This is a genomic window from Streptomyces sp. NPDC003077, from assembly GCF_040611095.1.
Taxonomy (GTDB): domain Bacteria; phylum Actinomycetota; class Actinomycetes; order Streptomycetales; family Streptomycetaceae; genus Streptomyces.
In genome coordinates this window covers 152,074-171,707 of sequence record NZ_JBEXNM010000007.1, presented here as the reverse complement: position 1 = coordinate 171,707, position 19,634 = coordinate 152,074, and the positions used below count along the sequence as shown (strand labels likewise).

Here is a 19,634-nt window from a genome sequence, read left to right as displayed (position 1 = left end):
GTCGCACGGACACCCAGGGACTCACCGGAGCGCCTCCGCGTGGACCTTGGGATCGCAGCTGCGCAGCGCCCGGATCTGCCGATCGGCCCATGCCTTCTGCGCGGCGGGCGGCTTCCTCCGCACCTCGGCGACCCGCCGCACCGTCGCCGCGTCGTAGTCCCCCTTCACACCGCGCTCGTCCGTTCCCGCCGCCAGCCGCAGCCAGGCCGTGACGGGACCCGGCGACGGCGTCGCCACGTCGTCGCGAAGTTTCGGGCATGCGCCGTAACGCCACACCGGTACGGGCGCGGTGGCCACGGCGCTCAGCGCACGTGCCTCCGTCACGGGTTTCTCCAGGTGGAGGCGCCAGGTGCCGGAGGTGACCGGCGCGTCCAGGGACACGTACGCCAGCGTGTCGGGTTTCCGCAGGCCGACGGCCGCGAGCCTGGGCAGCGCGGTCTCCGCGGCTTTCCGCAGCCGGGGGAGGGCGTCGGCGAACTCCTTCGGCACACAGATGCGCGGGGCGCCCTCCTCGCAGACCTGAGCGCCGTCGCGGGGCACGGTGGGCATCCGGTACCCGGCGTCGGCCACCATGGCCTGCGCCGGTACCGCCCCGGCGACCACACAGCACACGGCCGCCGCCCCTCGCAGAAGCCGGCTGCGCCAAGGAACGGACGCCAGCAGCACCCCCGCCACAGCGCCCGCCGCCAGCAGGGCGGGCGCGAGCAGCGCCTGCGGGGCGATGCTGTCGGTGACGGTGGCGGCATCGCTCGGGAGCCCGTTGAGATGGCGCAGCCAGGGCGTCGCCTCCAGCGTGGCCGGGATCATCGTCCACAGCGACAGCACGACGAGGACGACGGGAGCCGCCAGGGCGCGCGGCAGCAGGCACCCGGCGCCGAAACCGACGATGACCGCGCCGCACTGCACCGCGAGCAATGACGCCACTTGCGGAAGGTCCTCGAATCGCGGCAGCGCGGAGACCCGTACCGATGCGGCCACGAGAACGACGGCGTCGAGGAGGACGGCGAGAAACAGAACGAGACGCAATGCGTCGAAGGCGACGCGGTACCGGCCCAGAGAAGGCGTCAGTCGCCATACGTGCCCCGCCCGCAGCCGACCCGCCTCCCAGGCGGCGACTCCCGCGAGAGCTCCCGGAATGGGGCCCAGCGCGCGGGCCATGACGAAGACGGTGTCACCGCCGAATCCCGTGGCGCGAATCCGCCAGGTGAAGGCGTAGAAAAGCGCGATGCCCAAGAGAACGGGACCGGCCCAGGGGAGCGACGAGCGCCGCAATGCGTTCAGGAAATTCACGCCCGGCTCCACTCGGTCAACGCGTGGTAGGCGGAGTCGGCTTGCCGCCCCGCCGACGCGCCCGGGGCCGCGTGGGAGAGGAATTCGTCCACAGTGCCCTGAAAAGTCAGCCGTCCGTCGAGCAACACCACTACGTTGTCGTATACGGATTCCAGGTCGACCGTGTCGTGGGTGGACAGGAGAACGTGGACCGAACGCGGGAGATTCCCGAGGATTTCATGGAAGACGGTCCGTTGCCGTGGGTCCATGCCCGCGGTGGGCTCATCCAGCAGCAGGACCTCCGCCCCGTGGACGAGGGACTGCGCCACCCCGACCCGGCGCTGCTGGCCACCCGACAGCCGGTTGATCTTTTCTCCGGCCCGATCACCCAACTCGACCCGTTGCAAGGCCCGTAACGACTGCTCCCACGCCTGAGCACGGGACATGCCCTTGAGCCAGCCGACGTAAGCGACCTGCTCCCGCGCCGTCAGCCCGGGCACGGCGGCGAGCTGCTGCGGCATCCACGCGACGCGCCGACGATAAGCGGGCAGGGAACCCCGGTCGGTGGTGCTCAGCCCTTGATAACTGATTTTTCCGGTGTGCGGAGACAAAGCCGAGGCGGCAAGGCCGAGAACCGTGCTCTTTCCCGCACCGTTCGGGCCGAGGAACACGGTGCGCCCGGGCGGAAGCTGACAGGTGAAACGGCGGAGGACGCGGCGGTTGCGGCGGTAGCGGAAGGTGCAGGAGGAGAATTGGACGGGCATGAAGGCTTGGCTTCCTGGTGAGCGGGAGGGAACGGGGCAGGGAATTCGCGCTGTCCCTGCCGCGGGGTTGGAGCCTACTCAGTGGGTGGGCACCGGCTGCGATGGCGCTTGGGGGTTGCAGGCCGACTTCTTTGGCCCGTCCGGCCCGCACCAATGGACGGTGGCCCGGCAAATTCAAGCCCGTCCGGCGATTGAGGACACCCCGGTGAGCGCGCGTGCGGGCTCTTGGGTGGGTGGCGGGTGATTCTTTGGTACCGGTGAACGCCGGGGGCGTTGTCCTCAATCGCCGGACGGGCTGAATTTCGGCGGGCCGCCGCCCAATTGGCGCGGGTAGAACGGGCTGGAGATGGCGAACTCGCCGCCCATTGGCGCGTGCCGGTCGGGGCTGGAAAAACCGACCCGCCGCCCCGAGGCGCAGGGCCACCCCGAGGCGCAGGGGCACCCCGAGGCGCAGGGCCACCCCGAGGCACAAGGCCGCCCCGAGGCGCAGGGCCGCCCCGAGGCACAGGCCGCCCCCTCACCCCCGCAACGCCACGGCCTGACCCGCCACCACCAGCAGCACATGCTCGCACTCCGCGCCGAACGCCGCGTTGAGGCGGCCGAGTTCGTCCCGGTAGCGGCGGCCGGACGCCGTGGCGGGGACCACGCCGGAGCCGACCTCGTTGCTGACGGCGACCAGGGGGCGGCTGGTCGCGCGGACGGCCGCCACCAGCTCGTCCACCCGCCGCCGCAGCGCCCGTTCGCCGCCCGCCGCCCAGCGGTCGTCGTCCCAGGCCCCGACCTCGTCCATGGCATGCGTGAGCCACAGGGACAGGCAGTCGATCAGCAAGGGCGACTCGTCGGTGTCCCGGCCGGTCTCCGCGTCCGGGGTGTCCGCCAGCAGCGGCACCAGGTCGCAGGTCTCGGCGGTGCGCCAGGTGGCGGGGCGGCGCTCGCGGTGCAGGGAGACGCGGTCCGCCCATTCCTGGTCGCCGCCCCGGTCGCCGCCCGTGGCGACGTACAGCACGTCCGGGAACGCCGCGAGCCGCCGTTCCGCCTCCACGGACTTCCCGCTGCGCGCCCCGCCCAGCACGAGCGTGCGGCGCGGCAGGTCGGGCACCGCGTGGTACTCGCCGACCAGCAGCGAACTGCCGTCCGGCACGGTGCGCGCGCCCGCCGCCGCCAGCCGCCGGTGCAGTTCCGGGCCGGGCGGTACGTCGTGGTCGAGGTGGACGGCGATGACGTCCGTGGCGGCGTCCACCGCGCCGCAGGCCCGCAGCCGCGCCAGCCCGTCCGGCCGTCCCAGGACGTCCAGCACCACCATGTCGTACGGGCCGCTGCCGTGCGGCTGCCCGGCGGCCCGGCCGCGCGCGTGCCCCTCGCCCTCGTCCAGCCCGGCCGGCGCCGCACCCGGCGGCAGGTACAGCAGCCGTTCCCCGTCGGCGCCGCTCACCTCGTACCCCGTACCCGGCACGTCCACGGCGACGGCCCGCACCCGGTGACCGTCCAGCAGCGCCAGCTCCCGCCCGTCCGCCACCCGGCCCGGTTGCGGCAGCCCGGCGGGCACCTCCACCGCCGGCCCCTCGTGCGGGTGCGAGAGCAGGACTTGCCGCACGCCGGTCAGCGACTGCCCGGCGCGGGCGGCGGCGAACGCGGCGCCCGGCGTCAGGTCCAGGAGCAGCGCACTGTCGATCAGCAGCGCGGTGGCCGCGCGCGCCTCGTCGCCGACGGCGGTGGCGCAGGCGGCGCAAGGGCAGCCGGGGCGGGGCAGGCCGCTCGGGGCGGCGGTGCCGAGGAGAGTGAGTTCCACCCGGCGATTTTCTCGTGCCCGGGGTGCGCGGGCGCGCGGGGGCCCGGCTCGACACGGCCGTTAGGCTGCGGATCAGCACGGAAGCAGGACGCGGCGGGGCGCGGCAGGAGGCGCCCCGCCGCGCTACAGCAGCACGTACTCGGTACGTACTCGGTGGACCAGGAGGCGGACATGGCATGGACGTGGCGGTTCGAGAAGGCCGACGGTACGGAGGCGACGCCCGCGGTGCAGCCGGAGGAATTCGCCACCCAGGGGGACGCGGAGTCCTGGATCGGCGAGGAGTGGAAGGCGCTCCTCGATGGCGGGGTGGACCAGGTCAGGCTCTTCGAGGACGGCACGGAGATCTACCCGGCGCCGATGAGCCTGCACGCCGAGGAGGGGTGAGGGACGGGTCCCGGGGCTCCCGCTGACGGCCCGGCGTCCGGCCGCAGAGGGGGCCCGCTGTTTGGTTGTGGGGGTGCCCCCGGCCGGTCGATCGGCCGGGGGCACCCCTTTTCGTCCATCTTCGTCCTTCTTTCGTCCTTCTTCCTTCTTCCTTCTTCGTCGTCGTGGCCGGTGCCGGTCTCATGGGCGTACGAGTCCCGTGACGGCACCGGCTTCGCACCCGCAGGGCCATCGAACGGACCGGCCCCACGGACGAACGAGCCTCGTGACGGCACCGGCCACACCGCCGCAGTGCCACTCGGCCATCCAACCGACCGGGCTAGCAGCCGCAGGGCCGCCGGATGGACCGACGTCGCCTCCCCAAGGCCGCTCAGCCGACCGACCCCAAACCCACAGGGCCATCGAACGGACCGGCCCCAGCACCCCAGCGCCATCCAACCGACCCGCCTCACAGCTCACCCAACGTGACCCGCACGGTCTTCTCCCCGCCGTCCCGGTCCACCGTCACGTCCACCTTGTCGCCCGGCTGGCGACCGGCCAGCGCCTCGGTCAGCGACTGCATCGTGGAGATGTCCGTCCCGCCGAACCGGACGATGATGTCGCCCTGCTCGATGCCCGCCTTGTCGGCGGGGCCGTCCCGGTTGACGGAGGCGACCGCGACCCCGGCCGGTTCGAAACCGGTGTCCAGGACGGTGCGCCCGCCGATGCCGAGGGCGGCCCGGTGCGAGTTGGTGACCTTGCCGTTCTTGATGATCTGGTCGGCGATGTTGCGGACCGTCGCGGCCGGGATGGCGAAGCCGATGCCCGCCGCCGCGGATCCCATCTGCGGGTCGGTCGCGGCCAGCGTCGGGATGCCGATGACCTGGTTGGAGAGGTTGACCAGGGCGCCGCCGCTGTTGCCCGGGTTGATGGCGGCCGAGGTCTGCACCATGTTGGCGATCGTCGCGCCGGTGCCGCCGCCGCTGCGGCCCTCGCTGACCGTCCGGCCGGTCGCCGAGACGATGCCCTGCGTGACGCTGCTGGACAGGCCCAGCGGGTTGCCCATGGCCAGCACGATCTGGCCCACCTCCACCTTGGAGGTGTCGCCGAAGGCGGCGGGCTTCAGCCCCTTCGGCGGCTTGTCGACCTTGATGACGGCCAGGTCCTGGTCCGGGTAGGAGGCGACGAGCCGGGCGTCCAGCGAGCCGCCGCCGGTGGCCAGCGTGACCTTGAACCGGTCGCTGTCCCCCACGACGTGGGCGTTCGTGACGATGTGCCCCTGTCCGTCGTAGACCACGCCGGAGCCCAGGTCCTGCCCGGTGGTGATCTGGACGACGGACGGCAGCACGTCCTTGACCACCTTCTGGTAGGCGTTCTGCAGGTCGGTGCTGACGCTGGGGGCCGCCGCCTGCGGCGCGCCGGACACGGCGGCGTGGGAGGAGGACCCGGCCTCGTCCGGCCGGCCACGGGTGCCGGAGCCGGAACCGGAGTCCGAACAGCCCGCGACGAGCGCGGTCGCGCACAGGGTGACGGCCGCGGCGAGCCGTACCCGGTGACGAGGCGACGGGCCTGTTCCCGGCCTGGGGTGACGGCGCGCCGCCCGGCGAGCCGTCAGGTGACGGGCGCTCAAGAAAGGCGTCAATCCTGGAGTCATACCAGGATTGTCGCTTTTGCCACCCTCTCACGCCCGCACATCGGGGCATCCGGGCTGTCTGTGCTCGGGCCTCTGGGCTGTGCGCGTTCGGGCCTCCGGATGGTTCCCGCCGGGCCTCCGGACGGTTTCCGCCGGGTGCCCGGACAGCCCGCGCCCGGACGAGCCAGACGGGTCACGCCCGGACATCCGGAGCCGTGGCCAGGAACTGGGTCGCCGCCAGCTCCCCGTACAGCGAGTCCCCCGCCACCAGCTCCGCGTGCGTGCCCACGGCCCGCACCACCCCCGCCTCCATCACCACGATCCGGTCGGCCATCGTCACCGTGGACAGCCGGTGCGCGACCACCAGCACCGTCGTGGTCCGCGCGGCCTCCGCGATCGTCTCCCGCAGCGCCAGCTCGTTCACCGCGTCGAGCTGCGAGGTCGCCTCGTCCAGCAGGAGCAGCCGGGGTTCGCGCAGCAGCGCCCGCGCGATGGCCACCCGCTGGCGCTCGCCGCCCGACAGCTTGCTGCCCCGGTGGCCCACCAGGGTCTCCAGCCCGTCCGGCAGCCGCTCCACCAGCCCGTCCAGCCGGGTCCGGGTCAGCACCCGCGCGATGTCCGCGTCCGTGGCGTCCGGCGCCGCGAACACCAGGTTCTCGCGCAGCGTCCCGGCCAGCACCGGCGCGTCCTGCTCCACGTAACCGATGTCCGCCCGCAGCCGGCGCAGCGGCCAGTCCCGCACGTCCTTGCCGTCGACGAGGACGCGCCCGGCCTCCGCCTCGTAGAACCGCTCGATGAGCCCGAAGACGGTCGTCTTCCCGGCACCCGACGGCCCGACGAACGCCGTCAGACCGCCCCCGGGCACCGTGAAACTCACCCCGTGGTGAACCGGCGGCAGGTCCTCGCGGTACCGGAAGACCACGTCCTCGAACGCCACGCTCGCGGGCGGCCCCGCCGCGCGCTCGTCCTCGTCCGGCGTACCGGCGTCCTCCGGCTCCACCTCCAACTGCTCGGCGTCCGCCATCCGCGCCACCGCCGCCGAACCCACCTGGTACGCGGACGCTGCCTCCACCAGCCGCGATATCGGGTCGATCATGTAGAAGAGGTAGAGGAGGAAGGCGACGAGCGTGGAGACCTCGATCGCCCCGGACGCCACCCGCGCGCCGCCGACGCCCAGCACGGCCAGGAACGCCATCTGCACGGAGAGCCCGTTCGCGGTGTGCGCCACCGACTGCCACTTCGCGGCCCGGATGCCGTGCTGCCACGCCTCCTGAGCCGCCGCCCCGATCGCCGCGACCTCCTGCCGCTCGGCCCCGGACGCCTTGACCGTCTTGAACGCCCCGAACGTCCGCTCCAGCGCCGTGGAGATCGCCCCCACCGACTCCTGCGCCCGCTTCGTCTCCCGCGCGATCTTCGGCAGGACGAGCCCCACGGCACCCCCGACCACCACGATCACCGCGACCGTGACGCCGAGCAGCACCGGGTCCATCAGCCCCATCATCACCAGCGACGCGACGAGGGAGAGGCTCCCGGTGGCGGCGGAGACCAGCGACTGCGTCGTCACCGCGCGCAGCAGCGTGGTGTCCGAGGTGACCCGAGACATCAGGTCCCCGGGCTGGGACCGCTCCACCGCCGTCATCCGCAGCCGCATCAACCGGGCGACGAGCTGCCGCCGGGCGGTCAGCACCACCGACTCGGCCGTCCGCTCCAGGACGTACGCGCCGACCGCCTCCACCGCCGTGCCGACCACCACCAGCCCGGTGAGCACGAGGAGCAGCACAGTGATCGAACCCTGCCCGCCGAGCCGGTCCACCAGCGCCTTGGCGGCAAGCGGCTGGGCTAGCCCACTGACCGCGCCGACGAGCGTGAACAGCCCACCCAAGGCAATGACGGCGCGATACGGCCGGACATGCCCGTACAGCACCTGCCACGTCCGCCGCGCCGGCAGCCGCTCAACCTCCCCCGACGTCCCCTCCACCTCCACGGCCGTCCCCATGCTCCCCGCCCTCTGCCGATCCCCTTGATCCGCACTCACGGACGAGAGGACGCAGCACGGGGCTTTTCACCTGAGGAAGGACCCCAACTTTTTCGAATCCGCGTCCGACAAAATCAAGCCCGTCCGGCGATTGAGGACAACGCCCCGGCGTTCACCGGCGTCAATAAGCCCCCGCACCGCACCACCGACGCGACCGCCTACGAGCCCGCCCATGACCTCGCCCCTCAAACGAAGAAGACCCCCGCAAGGGGGCCTCCCAACACAGGGGAAAACCTCAGTCCCGCACCCCACACAGATGCACGAACTCCCCCACCGCCCGATACGGATCCGTCTTCCCGGCCCGCTCCTCCACGCTCAGCAATGCCTCCCACGCCCCCTCCGCGAGGAGGGCCCCGGCAGGATCAGCAGCCGCGGCGGAGCCGGACGGCTCCCCGAAAACCCCCACCCCGTACCACGCGTGCAACGGCGCCCCGATCCCCGCCAACGTCGCCGTCAGCGCCTCCAGCCGATGCCGTGGCGCGCCCGAGTCGAAGGCGGCCAGCGCCCCGGCCCAGTCGCCGGCGATCCCGGCCCGCATCGCGGGCGCGTCCGCGTTCCGTACGACGAGGGAGAGCAGCCCGCCGGGCGCCAGCATCCGGGCCAGCCCCGCGAGCAGCGGATCGGGCTCGGGGGCGTCCATCAGGACGCCGTGCCCGAGCACGAGGTCGAACGAGCCGGGCGTGAAGTGGACGCCGGTCTCCCCGCAGTCGCCCTGGACGAGCCGCACCCGCTCCTGGATGCCCTCGGGTTCCCCCGCGAGCTCCGTCCGCACGGCCTCCAGCGCGGCCGGGTCCGGTTCCAGGGCGGTGACCTTGTGTCCGGCGCGGGCGAGCCGCAGCGCCTGGCCGTCTCCGCCCGGCCCGGCGTCCAGGACGTCCAGCCGCCGGCCCACGGGGAACCGCGCGGCTATCTGCTCGTCGAGCTGGCGGGCGAGCAGTTCCTGCTGGACGGGGGTGTACGAGGCCGGGCCGATCGCTGCGCTCAGGGCCGCTCTCCGCGCTTGACCTGCGGCTTCGGCAGCCGCAGCCGACGCATCTGGAGCGTGCGCATGAGGGCGTACGGCTTGACGCCCTTGTGGCTCTCGTTCGGGAACTTCTCCTTGAGCCGCTTGCCCAGCCGGAACCAGATCACGATCGAGTCGAGCACGATCAGAACGATGATGAACAGCCACATCAGCAGCGCGATGTTCTGGATGCCCGGCTGCCGGATCATCGTCAGGACCAGGATGATCACCGCGATGGGCAGGAAGAACTCCGCAACGCTCCACCGGGAGTCCACGAAGTCCCGCGCGAACCGGCGCACCGGGCCCTTGTCGCGCACCGGCAGGTAACGCTCGTCACCGTTGGCCAGTGCCTCCCGCTGCCGGGCCAGGTCGGCCCGCCGCGCCTCGCGCTGGGCGCGCATCGCGTCCTTGCGGTTGGTCGGCGTGTGGGCGCGCGACCGGCGCTGCGACTGCGCCTCGCTGCGCTTGGGCGTCGGGCGGCCCTTGGGGGCCTGCGGGTCGCGGGGCTTCTGGGGCTGGTCCGCGGTCGCCTTGGCGGTCGCGGCCTGCTCATCCTTCGAACGGCTTCGGAACACACGGCAAGGGTACGGTGTGCCGGCGCGAAGCCCGCAGTGGTGTCGGGCACGATCCGGCAACAGGGCAGGAGTCCGTCCGCGACAGGACAGGGGTCCGTCCCCAACAGGGCAGGGGCCCGTCCGCGACAGGGCAGCGCCCCGACCGCCGCCGTACCGGGGCGAACCGGACACCGAACCGGACACCGCGCCGGCACCCGGAGGCCGCCCTACTCCCTGCGCCGGAGAAGAACGTTTTTTGATCGTCCTCCAGGATGAGCCCATCGCGACGCTATCGATGCGGTAATGGAACCGAGGCCCGTAGTGTGGGGTCTGTAGATGTGCTGGAGCCGAAGCCCGATGTAACTCGGTCAGAAGGGGGCGCGCGAGGCCCATGAGCGGTGTCATGAAGCGGATGGGGATGGTCTTCCGCGCGAAGGCCAACAAGGCCCTGGACCGGGCGGAGGATCCGCGCGAGACCCTCGACTACTCGTACCAGAAGCAGGTCGAGCTGCTGCAGAAGGTGCGTCGCGGCGTCGCCGATGTCGCCACCTCCCGCAAGCGCCTGGAGCTGCAGCTCAACCAGCTCCAGAACCAGTCCTCCAAGCTGGAGGACCAGGGCCGCAAGGCCCTCGCGCTCGGTCGTGAGGACCTGGCCCGCGAGGCGCTCTCCCGGCGCGCCGCCCTCCAGCAGCAGGTCTCCGACCTGGAGGCGCAGCACCAGACGCTGCAGGGCGAGGAGGAGAAGCTGACGCTCGCCGCGCAGCGCCTGCACGCCAAGGTCGACGCCTTCCGTACGAAGAAGGAGACGATAAAGGCCACCTACACGGCCGCCCAGGCGCAGACCCGGATCGGCGAGGCGTTCTCCGGCATCTCCGAGGAGATGGGCGACGTCGGCATGGCCATCCAGCGCGCCGAGGACAAGACCGCGCAGATGCAGGCGCGGGCCGGTGCCATCGACGAGCTGCTCGCCTCCGGCGCCCTGGACGACCCGACGGGCATGGCCAAGGACGACATCGCCGCCGAGCTGGACCGGCTCTCCGGCGGTACCGACGTCGAGCTGGAGCTCCAGCGGATGAAGGCCGAGCTGGCCGGCGGCCCGTCGGCGGGCCAGCAGGCCATCGAGGGCGGCCAGGCGGGCCAGGCCCGTCCCGCCCAGCAGCAGGACCAGCCGCGTTTCGACAAGCAGTGACGGCCTGTGGCGGTTAGCCTCGTCGGGACCGCCGCGCGCGGACGGGCCGTCGCCGTAGGGTGACGGGTTGCCGCGCGCGGCCGACGGGTCGCCGGCCGCCAGGGCCGTCGTCGGTTCTCCGTGCTCGGTTCCGCGGGTTCCGTGCGGAGGTCTTCGTACCCGAGCGGTACGCGAACCTCCGTACACGGGCCGCGTGACGGGTCCCACGGGCTCCGTACGGGGTCCAGGGGTCTTCGTACGAGACCCTCGGGTCTTCGGGCCAGGACGAGCGGTCTTCGGACGAGGACGAGGGGTCTTCGGACGAGGCTTCGGACGAGGACGATAGGGCCCTCATACGAGGACGAGGACCAAGACGGCGGAACGCACCGCGTGCCAGGCCCACCGACAGGCAGGTCAGCGCACACAGGCCACCGACCACCGTCACACCACCACCGCCACATCACAGACCACCGCCGCCGGGAACGGTCGCCGCGGAGCGACCGCAGCGCCCGGTCAGCCGGACCAGAGGGAGACCGTCGTGATCGTACGGATCATGGGCGAGGGGCAGGTGAAGCTGGACGACGCCCACTTCATCGAGCTGAACAAACTGGACGACGAACTGCTCGCCGAGGTGGAGAGCGGCGACGAGGCCGGCTTCGCGCGCACGCTCGGCGCCCTCCTGGAGGCGGTGCGCCGACTGGGCGCCCCGCTCCCGGACGACGCGCTCGAACCGTCGGAGCTGATCCTCCCCAGCGAGGACGCCACCCTGGAAGACGTCCGGGAGATGCTCAGCGACGACGGGCTCATCCCCGGCTGACCCCTCCCGCGACCCGCGGCCCCGGGCCCGGTCGGCACCGCCGTCCGGCGGCCTGCCCGGCTGACACGGCTCCAGCCGGGTGCCCGACCCCGGGGCGCACCCCGTCCGGACTCATACATACGGAACCTCGACCGCACGCCCGGTCCCGTGGCCACCCGGCCCGTGGACCCTCCAGCGCAGGCAGCGCCCCGGACCCCGCCGCTCGGCGGGACCGGGGCGCTACCGTTTCTGTTCGTGACCCCTCTCGCCCCCAGCGCCCCCGCCCCCGGCGGCACCCGCGCCGAACGGTCCTGGCTCGCCGTGGTGCGCGCCCACCCGACCGCGCTGGACGTGGTGCTGGCGGTGGCCGCCTTCATCGCGATCGTGAGCGCCGGCTTCGCCGATCCGCGCGGCTCCCGCTTCGGCGTCCGGGAACCGACCGCTTCCGGCGTGGTGCTCGCCTTCCTGGCGGCCACCGCCCTGGCCCTGCGCCGCCGCTACCCGCGCACCGTGCTCGCCGTCACCGGCGTGCTCACCGTCGCCGAACTCCTCACCCAGGCGAGCGCGCACCACCCGCCCGTCGCCGGCGCGGCGGCCGTCGCGCTCTACACCCTCGCCTCCCGCACCGACCGGCCCACCACGTGGCGGGTGGGCGCGCTCACCGCCGTCACGCTCACCGCCGCCGCGATGCTGTTCGGCCCCCGGCCCTGGTACGGCCAGGAGAACCTGGCGATCTTCGCGTGGACCGGCATGGCCGCGGCGGCCGGCGACGCGGTCCGCAGCCGCCGCGCCTTCGTCGCCGCCATAAGGGAACGCGCCGAGCGCGCCGAGCGGACCCGCGAGGAGGAGGCGCGCCGCCGGGTCGCCGAGGAGCGGATGCGCATCGCCCGCGAACTGCACGACGTCGTCGCCCACCACATCGCGCTGGTGAACGTGCAGGCCGGAGTCGCCTCGCACGTCATGGACAGCCGCCCCGACCAGGCCAAACAGGCGCTCGCGCACGTCCGCGAGGCCAGCCGCTCGGCCCTGGACGAACTACGCGCCACGGTCGGCCTGCTCCGCCAGTCCGGCGACCCGCAGGCCCCCACCGAACCCGCGCCCGGCCTGGGCGTCCTCGACCAGCTCATCGACGGCTTCGTCCGCGCCGGCCTCCCGGTCGAACTCGAAGCCCCCCAACGCCGGACCGGCCTCCCCGCCGCCGTCGACCTCACCGCCTACCGAGTCGTCCAGGAAGCCCTCACCAACGTGCACAAGCACGCCGGTGCCGGGGCCCGCGCCCACGTCCGCATCGTCCGGGCCCGCGACGCGGTGACGGTGACGGTGCTGGACGACGGGGGAAGCCGGGCCGGCGGTTCCCCCTCGCCGGAGCCCCCCGCGCCGGACGGCCGCCCCTCCGGTACCGAGACCCCCGCGCCCGGCGGGGGACACGGCCTGATCGGCATGCGCGAACGCGTCACGGCCCTGGACGGCACGGTCGAAACGGGCCCCCGCGCGAACGGCGGCTTCCAGGTACGCGTCCGCCTACCACTCCAAACAGCCCCGATGGGCGAGCGAGGCTGCTGAGCCCTTTCCCGGTCCGTCCTGCACCTTCCAGGCCCATGCTTTCCCGGCACGGCCCGCACCAATGGACGACGGCCCGCCTAAATCAAGCCCGTCCGGCGATTGAGGACACAGTGGCGGGACGGTGGCCCGGCAATATCCAGCCCGTAGGGCCCGCACCAATGGACGATGGCCCGCCTAAATCAAGCCCGTCCGGCGATTGAGGACAACGCCCCCGGCGTTCACCGGTACCCAGAAATCACCCGCCACCCGCCCCCGAGCCCGCACGCGCGCTCACCGAGGTGTCCTCAAACGCCGGACGGGCTGAAATTCAAGGCCGACCACCCGAAGGGTGACAGCCTGACCAGATCGTTCCGCCCCCAGTCCCGATACGGCCTTACGGCACCCCCGCCCGGAGGGCGAGGATCAGATCATGAACCCGACACAGAACATCCGCACCCCCCGCGCCCTCCTCGTCATCGACGTCCAGGAATCCTTCCGTCAACGAGAGTCCTGGCAGGCGGCCTCCGACCCCGAGATCGCCGCCAAGGTGGCACGCCTGGTGGACCACTCCCGCGAGCGCGGCGACCTCGTCGTCTGGGTGCTGCACTCCGAGCCCGGCAGCGGCACCGTCTTCGACCCGGCCCTCGGCCACAACCGCCCGATCGAGGGCCTGGACCCCCAGGAAGGCGAACCCGTCCTGGTCAAGACCTCGCACAACGCGTTCACGACCACCAACCTCCAGCAGCTCCTCACCGAGCACGGCATCCGCGAGGTCGTCGCCTGCGGCATCAAGACGGAGCAGTGCGTGGAGACGACCAGCCGGGTCGCCTGCGACTTCGGGTACGACGTGACGTTCGTCGTGGACGCCACCGCCACCGAGCCGATCCCGCACCCGGACGCCCCCAAGGACCGCCCGCTCGCCGAGGTGCTGGCCGACCCGCGTACGCTCCCCACGGACCAGATCATCGCCCGCACCGTGTACGCGCTCGCCGGGCGGTTCGCCACCGTCACCACCGTCAAGGAGCTGACCGGATCGTGATCAGCGAGGAGTCCACCGGGACGACCAAGGAGCTGACCGGATCGTGACCCGCGTCGTCTTCCTGCTCACGCCGCAGTTGCACCTGCTCGACCTCGGGGGACCCGCGCAGGTCTTCTCGACCGCCGCCGACTTCGGCTACGGGTACGAGATCGCGTACGTGGCCGAGCAGGAGGACGTGCCGACGGCGCAGGGCGTCACCCTCCGGGCCGCCACCGAGTGGCCGTCCCTGGCGCCCGCCGACTGGCTCCTGGTCCCCGGCTGGCGCTCCCCGCCCACGGGCGCGCACGCCGCCCTGCGCCCCGAAACGCTGCGGCGGCTGGCCGCCCACCACGCGGCGGGCGGCGCCGTCGCCTCCGTCTGTTCGGGCGCCTACGCCCTCGCGAGGGCGGGCCTGCTGGACGGCCGTCGCTGCACCACGCATCACGACCTCCAGGACGACCTGGCCCGCCGCTACCCGCGGGCCACGGTCGTCCCGGACGTGCTCTACGTCGTCGACGACCGGGTCGTCACCTCGGCGGGCATCGCCAGCGGCATCGACCTCGCCCTGCACCTCCTCGCCACCCGGCACGGTCCGGCCGTGGCCGCCAAGGTGGCCCGCCAGATGGTCGTCCACACCCGCCGCAACGGTGACGAGCAGCAGGACAGCGCGATGCTGAGGCACCGCGGCCACCTCAGCGACGCGGTGCACCGCGCCCAGGACCTCATCGACGCACGCTTCACCGACCGCCTCGCCCTGAGCGACCTGGCCGCCGCCACCGGCGTCAGCGAACGCACCCTGACCCGCCGCTTCGCCCAGACCACCGGCCTGACCCCACTCCGCTACCAGCAGGAACTGCGCCTGGAACGCGCCGAACACCTCATCTCCCACGGCTCCACCATCGAAGCGGCGGCCCGCGCGGTCGGCTTCCAGGACGCGCGGATGCTGCGCCGCCTGCGCGCCCGTGGCTGAGGCCCGTCCCCCAGGCGCGGCCCCAACGCCCCCCTCCCCGCGACCCCCGTGCCCGCCCTGCCTACCCTGACCGCATGACCGAGCCCGCCGACGACCGGCCCGACCGGACCGCCAGGCCCACCCGCGTCCTCCTCGCCGACGATCAGGCCCTGCTGCGCAGCGCCTTCCGCATCCTGGTGGACTCCGAGCCGGACATGGAGGTGGTGGGGGAGGCGTCCGACGGCGCCCAGGCGTACGAGCTGACGCGTTCCACGGGCGCCGACGTCGTCCTGATGGACATCCGCATGCCCGGCGTGGACGGCCTCGCCGCCACCCGCCTGATCAGCGAGGACCCCGAACTCACCGCCGTCCGGGTGGTCATCCTGACGACCTTCGAGGTGGACGAGTACGTGGTGCAGGCGCTGCGCGCCGGGGCCAGCGGCTTCCTCGGCAAGGGCGCCGAGCCCGACGAACTCCTGAACGCGATCCGCATCGCGGCGGCCGGGGAGGCGCTGCTGTCCCCCGTCGCGACGAAGGGCCTGATCGCCCAGTTCCTGGCCCAGGCAGACGGCCACCCGGACGCCTCCTCCGACGGCGAGGAGGCGGCGGCCCGCCTGGCAGCCCTGACCTCACGGGAGCGCGAGGTCCTCATCCTGGTCGCCGGCGGCCTCTCCAACGACGAGATCGCCGAACGGCTGTCGGTCAGCCCCCTGACGGTCAAAACGCACGTCAACCGCGCGATGGCGAAACTGGGCGCGCGCGATCGAGCGCAGCTCGTCGTCATCGCGTACGAGACGGGGTTGGTCCGACCGCGGGGGCGGTGACGCGGCCCCAGCCTTTCCCGTCTCCTCGGGCCGGGCCCGCACCTTTCGGCCTGAGCGCCGCACCTTCCGCCCCTGCCTATGGTCGGCGGGCCGTCAAATTCAAGCCCGTCCGGCGATTGAGGACACAGTGACGGGAGTAGCGACGGGCGTCATGTGCCCGATGACATCAGCCTGCCACCCGGCCGGGGCCTGCACCTTTCGGGCCGGGCTCGGCATTTCCAGCCCGTCCGGCGATTGAGGACGCAGTAACAGGAGCCGCGACAGGCCGCGGCTGGCCACATCCATGCTTTGGGGGCCGGGCCGCCACTTTCAGCCCGTCCGGCGTTTGAGGACACCCCGGAGAGCGCGTGTACGGGCTCATGGGCGGGTGGTGGGTGATCTTCGGTGCCGGTGAACGCCGGGGGCGTTGTCCTCAATCGCCGGACGGGCTGGAGATGGCGGGCCGCCCTCCACCAGCCGAGCCGGACGGGCTCGATGTTGCCGGCCCGCCACCCAAAGGCGCAGGCCAAACGCCCCGGCGGGGCACCCCCGCCACCCACGCGCGGGAACAGCGGGGGCCCACGAGCGGGGCCCGGCGGGGCCCACCCCGCCACCCCCCGGAGTACCCCCACGTACTCCCAACGCGGTACACCCGCCCCCCGGAAACCGACCTGGGACCGACAGGGAACGTCCCCTTCATGGCGGATCGTGTAAGTGGGCCGTCCGGCCCTCCCGACGCGTACGTTTCAGAACAGAAGAGAGACCCCATCCATGTCCTGGCTGTCCAGAATCAGCCTCGTACAACGGGGCCTGATAGCGCTGATATCGATCGTCGCGATCGCCTTCGGTGCCATTGCGATCCCGCAGCTCAAGCAGCAGCTGCTGCCTTCCATCGAGCTCCCCATGGTGTCCGTGGTGGCGCCGTACCAGGGCGCGTCGCCCGATGTCGTCGAGAAGCAGGTCGTCGAGCCGCTGGAGGACGGCATCCAGGCGGTCGACGGCATCAAGGGCGTCACGTCCACGGCGAGCGAGGGCTCGGCCGTGATCATGGCCGAGTTCGACTACGGCAACGACTCCAAGCGCCTGGTGGCCGACGTCCAGCAGGCCGTCAACCGGGCCCGCGCCAAGCTGCCGAAGGACGTCGATCCGCAGGTCGTCGCCGGTTCCACGGACGACATGCCGACCGTCATCCTGGCCGTGTCCTCCGACCGCCAGGACCAGCAGGCGCTCGCCGACCGGCTGGACCGCGGCGTCGTACCGGATCTGAAGAACATCGACGGCGTCGGCCAGGTCAGCGTGAGCGGCGTGCGGGACCGCATCGTGGCGGTCACCCCGGACGACGCCAAGCTCGCCCGGGCCGGACTGACCCCCGCGGCGATCGGCCAGGCGCTGCAGTCGAACGGCGCGTCGGTGCCCGCCGGCGCCTTCTCCGAGGACGGGCGCAGCAAGACCGTGCAGGTCGGCAGCGGTTTCACCTCCGTGCGGCAGATCCAGGACATGATGGTGACCCCGGCCGCGGCGGGCGGCGCGGGTGCCGCCGGCGGCTCCGGCAAGGCGGTCCGGCTCGGTGACGTCGCCACCGTCAAGGAAGAGGCGGCGGCCCCCGTCTCCCTGACCCGCACCAACGGCAAGCCGAGCCTGGCCGTCGTCGTCACGATGTCGCAGGACGGCAGCGCCGTCGCCATCTCCGACGCGGTCAAGGACAAGCTGCCGGAGATCAAGGCGAAGCTGGGCAAGGACGCGGACGTCACCGTCGCCTCCGACCAGGGACCGGCGGTCTCCAAGTCCATCGAGTCGCTGACCACCGAGGGTCTGCTCGGCCTGGTCATGGCCGTGATCGTGATCCTGGTCTTCCTGCTGAGCCTGCGCTCGACGCTGGTGACGGCCGTCTCGATCCCGCTGTCCGTCGTCCTGACGCTCATCGTCCTGTGGACGAGCGACCTGTCCCTCAACATGCTCACCCTGGGCGCGCTGACGATCGCGATCGGCCGGGTGGTGGACGACTCCATCGTCGTCCTGGAGAACATCAAACGGCACCTGAGCTACGGCGAGGAACGCAGGTCCGCCATCCTCACCGCCGTCCGCGAGGTCTCCGGCGCGATCACCTCCTCGACCCTCACCACGGTCGCGGTGTTCCTGCCGATCGGCCTGGTCGGCGGCATGGTGGGCGCGCTGTTCAGCGACTTCTCCCTGACGGTGACCGTCGCCCTGCTGGCCTCGCTGATCGTCTCGCTGACGGTCGTGCCGGTCCTGTCGTACTGGTTCCTGCGCGCCCCGAAGGCCGCCGAGGGCGCCGACCCGGACGCGCTGCGCCGCGAGGTCGAGGAGAAGGAGAGCCGCGGCGCGCTCCAGCGGCTGTACGTGCCGGTGCTGCGGTTCGCGACCCGTCGCCGGGTCACCAGCCTCGTCATCGCCGTCGTCGTCCTGGTGGCCACGTTCGGCATGGCCCCGCTGCTCAAGACCAACTTCATGGACGAGGGCGGCCAGGACACCCTGAGCATCAAGCAGGAACTGCCGCCCGGCAGCAGCCTCGACGCCTCCGACCGGCAGGCGAAGAGGATCGAGAAGCTGCTCGCCGACACGAAGGAGATCGAGGACTACCAGGTCACGATCGGCTCCTCCGGCTTCATGTCGGCCTTCACCGGCGGCAGCAGCGCCAACCAGGCCACCTACCAGATCAAGCTCAAGGACGCCGCCGACGCCGACCGGGTCACCGGCGACCTGCGGTCCGGCCTCGACAAGCTCGGCAAGGGCATCGGCGAGACCACCGTCACCGCGGGCGGCGCGTTCGGCAGTCAGGACCTGAGCGTGGTGGTCAAGGCCGCCGACGCCGACGTGCTGAAGAAGGCCGCCGACCAGGTGCGCGACGCCGTCGCCGGGCTCAAGAACGTCACCGACGTGCAGAGCGACCTGTCCCGCAGCGTGCCGCGGATCTCCGTCACCGCCAACGACAAGGCCGCGGCGGCCGGCTACACGCAGGCCACCCTCGGCCAGATCGTCGCCCAGTCCGTACGCGGCACGACCAGCGGCCAGGCCGTCCTGGACAACGCCGAACGCGACATCGTCGTCAAGTCCGCCCACCCGGCGACCACCGAGGCCGAGCTGAAGGCCCTGCCGGTCCCCACCCCGGCGGGCATGGCCAAGCTGAGCGACCTGGCGGAGGTCCGTACGGTCGCGGGCCCGGTCAAGACGACCCGGATCGACGGCGCGCGCTCCGCGACCGTCACCGCCAAGCCGGTCGGCGACAACACCGGCGCCGTCTCCGCCGACCTCCAGAAGAAGATCAAGGCCCTCAAGCTGCCCGAGGGCGCCACCGCCCACATCGGCGGCGTCACCCAGGACCAGGACAAGGCCTTCTCCTCGCTCGGCCTGGCCATGCTGGCGGCCATCGCGATCGTCTTCATGCTGCTGGTGGCCACCTTCCGGTCGCTGATCCAGCCGCTGATCCTGCTGGTCTCCATCCCGTTCGCGGCCACCGGCGCGGTGGGCCTGCTGCTCGCCACCGGCACGCCGATGGGCGTCCCCGCGATGATCGGCATGCTGATGCTCATCGGCATCGTCGTCACCAACGCGATCGTGCTGATCGACCTGATCAACCAGTACCGCTCGCGGGGCTACGGCGTCATCGAGGCGGTCATCGAGGGCGGTCGCCACCGCCTGCGCCCCATCCTCATGACGGCCCTCGCCACGATCATGGCCCTGCTCCCGATGGCCCTGTCCATCACCGGCGACGGCGGCTTCATCAGCCAGCCGCTGGCCGTGGTCGTCATCGGCGGCCTGATCACCTCCACGCTGCTGACCCTGCTGCTCGTCCCGACGCTCTACGCGATGATCGAACTCCGCAAGGAACGCCGCGCGAAAAAGAAGGCTGCCCGCAAGTCCGAGGACAAGTCCGAGGAGCAGCCGCGCGTGCCGGAACCGGCGGGGGTGTGACCCACCGGTCCCCGT

Annotated in this window: 15 protein-coding genes; 8 read left to right on the top strand and 7 right to left on the bottom strand. The window is 72.4% G+C overall.

The window, feature by feature from the left end; all coding sequences use genetic code 11:
* Positions 1-21 precede the first annotated feature (21 nt).
* The 3 genes from ABZX96_RS07755 to ABZX96_RS07745 form a co-directional block, all read right to left on the bottom strand.
* Positions 22-1,290 carry a hypothetical protein gene (locus ABZX96_RS07755; protein WP_355539518.1) on the bottom strand — a complete coding sequence of 423 codons (1,269 nt, stop codon included), beginning with the start codon at positions 1,288-1,290 and terminating at the stop codon, positions 22-24.
* A complete protein-coding gene (locus ABZX96_RS07750; protein ID WP_355539515.1) occupies positions 1,287-2,033 on the bottom strand; it encodes an ATP-binding cassette domain-containing protein in 747 nt (248 codons plus the stop codon). Before ABZX96_RS07750 ends, ABZX96_RS07755 begins: the two co-directional genes overlap by 4 nt.
* A gap of 517 nt (positions 2,034-2,550) precedes the next feature.
* Positions 2,551-3,822 carry a bifunctional adenosylcobinamide kinase/adenosylcobinamide-phosphate guanylyltransferase gene (locus ABZX96_RS07745; protein ID WP_355539512.1) on the bottom strand — a complete coding sequence of 424 codons (1,272 nt, stop codon included), beginning with the start codon at positions 3,820-3,822 and terminating at the stop codon, positions 2,551-2,553.
* A gap of 171 nt (positions 3,823-3,993) precedes the next feature.
* Between ABZX96_RS07745 and ABZX96_RS07740 the strand changes: the two genes are divergently transcribed.
* Positions 3,994-4,206: a hypothetical protein gene (locus ABZX96_RS07740; RefSeq protein ID WP_355539509.1), complete on the top strand. Its 213-nt coding sequence runs from the start codon at positions 3,994-3,996 to the stop codon at positions 4,204-4,206.
* A gap of 448 nt (positions 4,207-4,654) precedes the next feature.
* Here the strand turns inward: ABZX96_RS07740 and ABZX96_RS07735 are convergent, their stop codons facing one another.
* The 4 genes from ABZX96_RS07735 to ABZX96_RS07720 form a co-directional block, all read right to left on the bottom strand.
* Positions 4,655-5,710, bottom strand: a complete 1,056-nt coding sequence (locus tag ABZX96_RS07735; RefSeq protein ID WP_355539604.1) for a trypsin-like peptidase domain-containing protein — start codon at positions 5,708-5,710, stop codon at positions 4,655-4,657.
* 301 nt (positions 5,711-6,011) lie between these two features.
* A complete protein-coding gene (locus ABZX96_RS07730; RefSeq protein ID WP_355539506.1) occupies positions 6,012-7,814 on the bottom strand; it encodes an ABC transporter ATP-binding protein in 1,803 nt (600 codons plus the stop codon).
* 274 nt (positions 7,815-8,088) lie between these two features.
* The gene (locus ABZX96_RS07725) at positions 8,089-8,826 is read right to left on the bottom strand and encodes a methyltransferase domain-containing protein (protein ID WP_355539601.1); all 738 of its coding nucleotides are present in this window, start codon (positions 8,824-8,826) and stop codon (positions 8,089-8,091) included.
* Positions 8,827-8,834: 8 nt separating this feature from the next.
* Positions 8,835-9,431: a DUF3043 domain-containing protein gene (locus tag ABZX96_RS07720; RefSeq protein ID WP_355539503.1), complete on the bottom strand. Its 597-nt coding sequence runs from the start codon at positions 9,429-9,431 to the stop codon at positions 8,835-8,837.
* 370 nt (positions 9,432-9,801) lie between these two features.
* On the opposite strand from ABZX96_RS07720, the gene ABZX96_RS07715 reads away from it, so the two are divergent.
* The 7 genes from ABZX96_RS07715 (at position 9,802) to ABZX96_RS07685 (ending at position 19,619) form a co-directional block, all read left to right on the top strand.
* The gene (locus ABZX96_RS07715; RefSeq protein ID WP_355539500.1) at positions 9,802-10,599 is read left to right on the top strand and encodes a PspA/IM30 family protein; all 798 of its coding nucleotides are present in this window, start codon (positions 9,802-9,804) and stop codon (positions 10,597-10,599) included.
* A 517-nt stretch (positions 10,600-11,116) separates the two neighbouring features.
* Positions 11,117-11,395: a hypothetical protein gene (locus ABZX96_RS07710; protein WP_355539497.1), complete on the top strand. Its 279-nt coding sequence runs from the start codon at positions 11,117-11,119 to the stop codon at positions 11,393-11,395.
* Positions 11,396-11,695: 300 nt separating this feature from the next.
* Complete coding sequence (locus ABZX96_RS07705) at positions 11,696-12,937, top strand: sensor histidine kinase (RefSeq protein WP_355539598.1); 1,242 nt, start codon at positions 11,696-11,698, stop codon at positions 12,935-12,937.
* Between the two features lie 409 nt (positions 12,938-13,346).
* On the top strand, positions 13,347-13,955 hold the full coding sequence (locus ABZX96_RS07700; RefSeq protein WP_355539494.1) for an isochorismatase family protein: 609 nt from the start codon (positions 13,347-13,349) through the stop codon (positions 13,953-13,955).
* Positions 13,956-13,998: 43 nt separating this feature from the next.
* Positions 13,999-14,904, top strand: a complete 906-nt coding sequence (locus ABZX96_RS07695; RefSeq protein ID WP_355539491.1) for a DJ-1/PfpI family protein — start codon at positions 13,999-14,001, stop codon at positions 14,902-14,904.
* A 74-nt stretch (positions 14,905-14,978) separates the two neighbouring features.
* Complete coding sequence (locus ABZX96_RS07690) at positions 14,979-15,707, top strand: response regulator transcription factor (protein WP_355539488.1); 729 nt, start codon at positions 14,979-14,981, stop codon at positions 15,705-15,707.
* 750 nt (positions 15,708-16,457) lie between these two features.
* Positions 16,458-19,619 (top strand): efflux RND transporter permease subunit, encoded by a 3,162-nt coding sequence (locus tag ABZX96_RS07685; RefSeq protein WP_355539485.1) that lies wholly within the window; start codon positions 16,458-16,460, stop codon positions 19,617-19,619.
* Positions 19,620-19,634 lie beyond the last annotated feature (15 nt).

Bases quoted from the DNA above. Each gene is read 5' to 3' on its own strand.
- ABZX96_RS07750 (WP_355539515.1), bottom strand. From the start codon at position 2,033: ATGCCCGTCCAATTCTCCTCCTGCACCTTCCGCTACCGCCGCAACCGC.
- ABZX96_RS07740 (WP_355539509.1), top strand. From the start codon at position 3,994: ATGGCATGGACGTGGCGGTTCGAGAAGGCCGACGGTACGGAGGCGACG.
- ABZX96_RS07730 (WP_355539506.1), bottom strand. From the start codon at position 7,814: ATGGGGACGGCCGTGGAGGTGGAGGGGACGTCGGGGGAGGTTGAGCGG.
- ABZX96_RS07715 (WP_355539500.1), top strand. From the start codon at position 9,802: ATGAGCGGTGTCATGAAGCGGATGGGGATGGTCTTCCGCGCGAAGGCC.
- ABZX96_RS07700 (WP_355539494.1), top strand. From the start codon at position 13,347: ATGAACCCGACACAGAACATCCGCACCCCCCGCGCCCTCCTCGTCATC.
- ABZX96_RS07690 (WP_355539488.1), top strand. From the start codon at position 14,979: ATGACCGAGCCCGCCGACGACCGGCCCGACCGGACCGCCAGGCCCACC.
- ABZX96_RS07685 (WP_355539485.1), top strand. From the start codon at position 16,458: ATGTCCTGGCTGTCCAGAATCAGCCTCGTACAACGGGGCCTGATAGCG.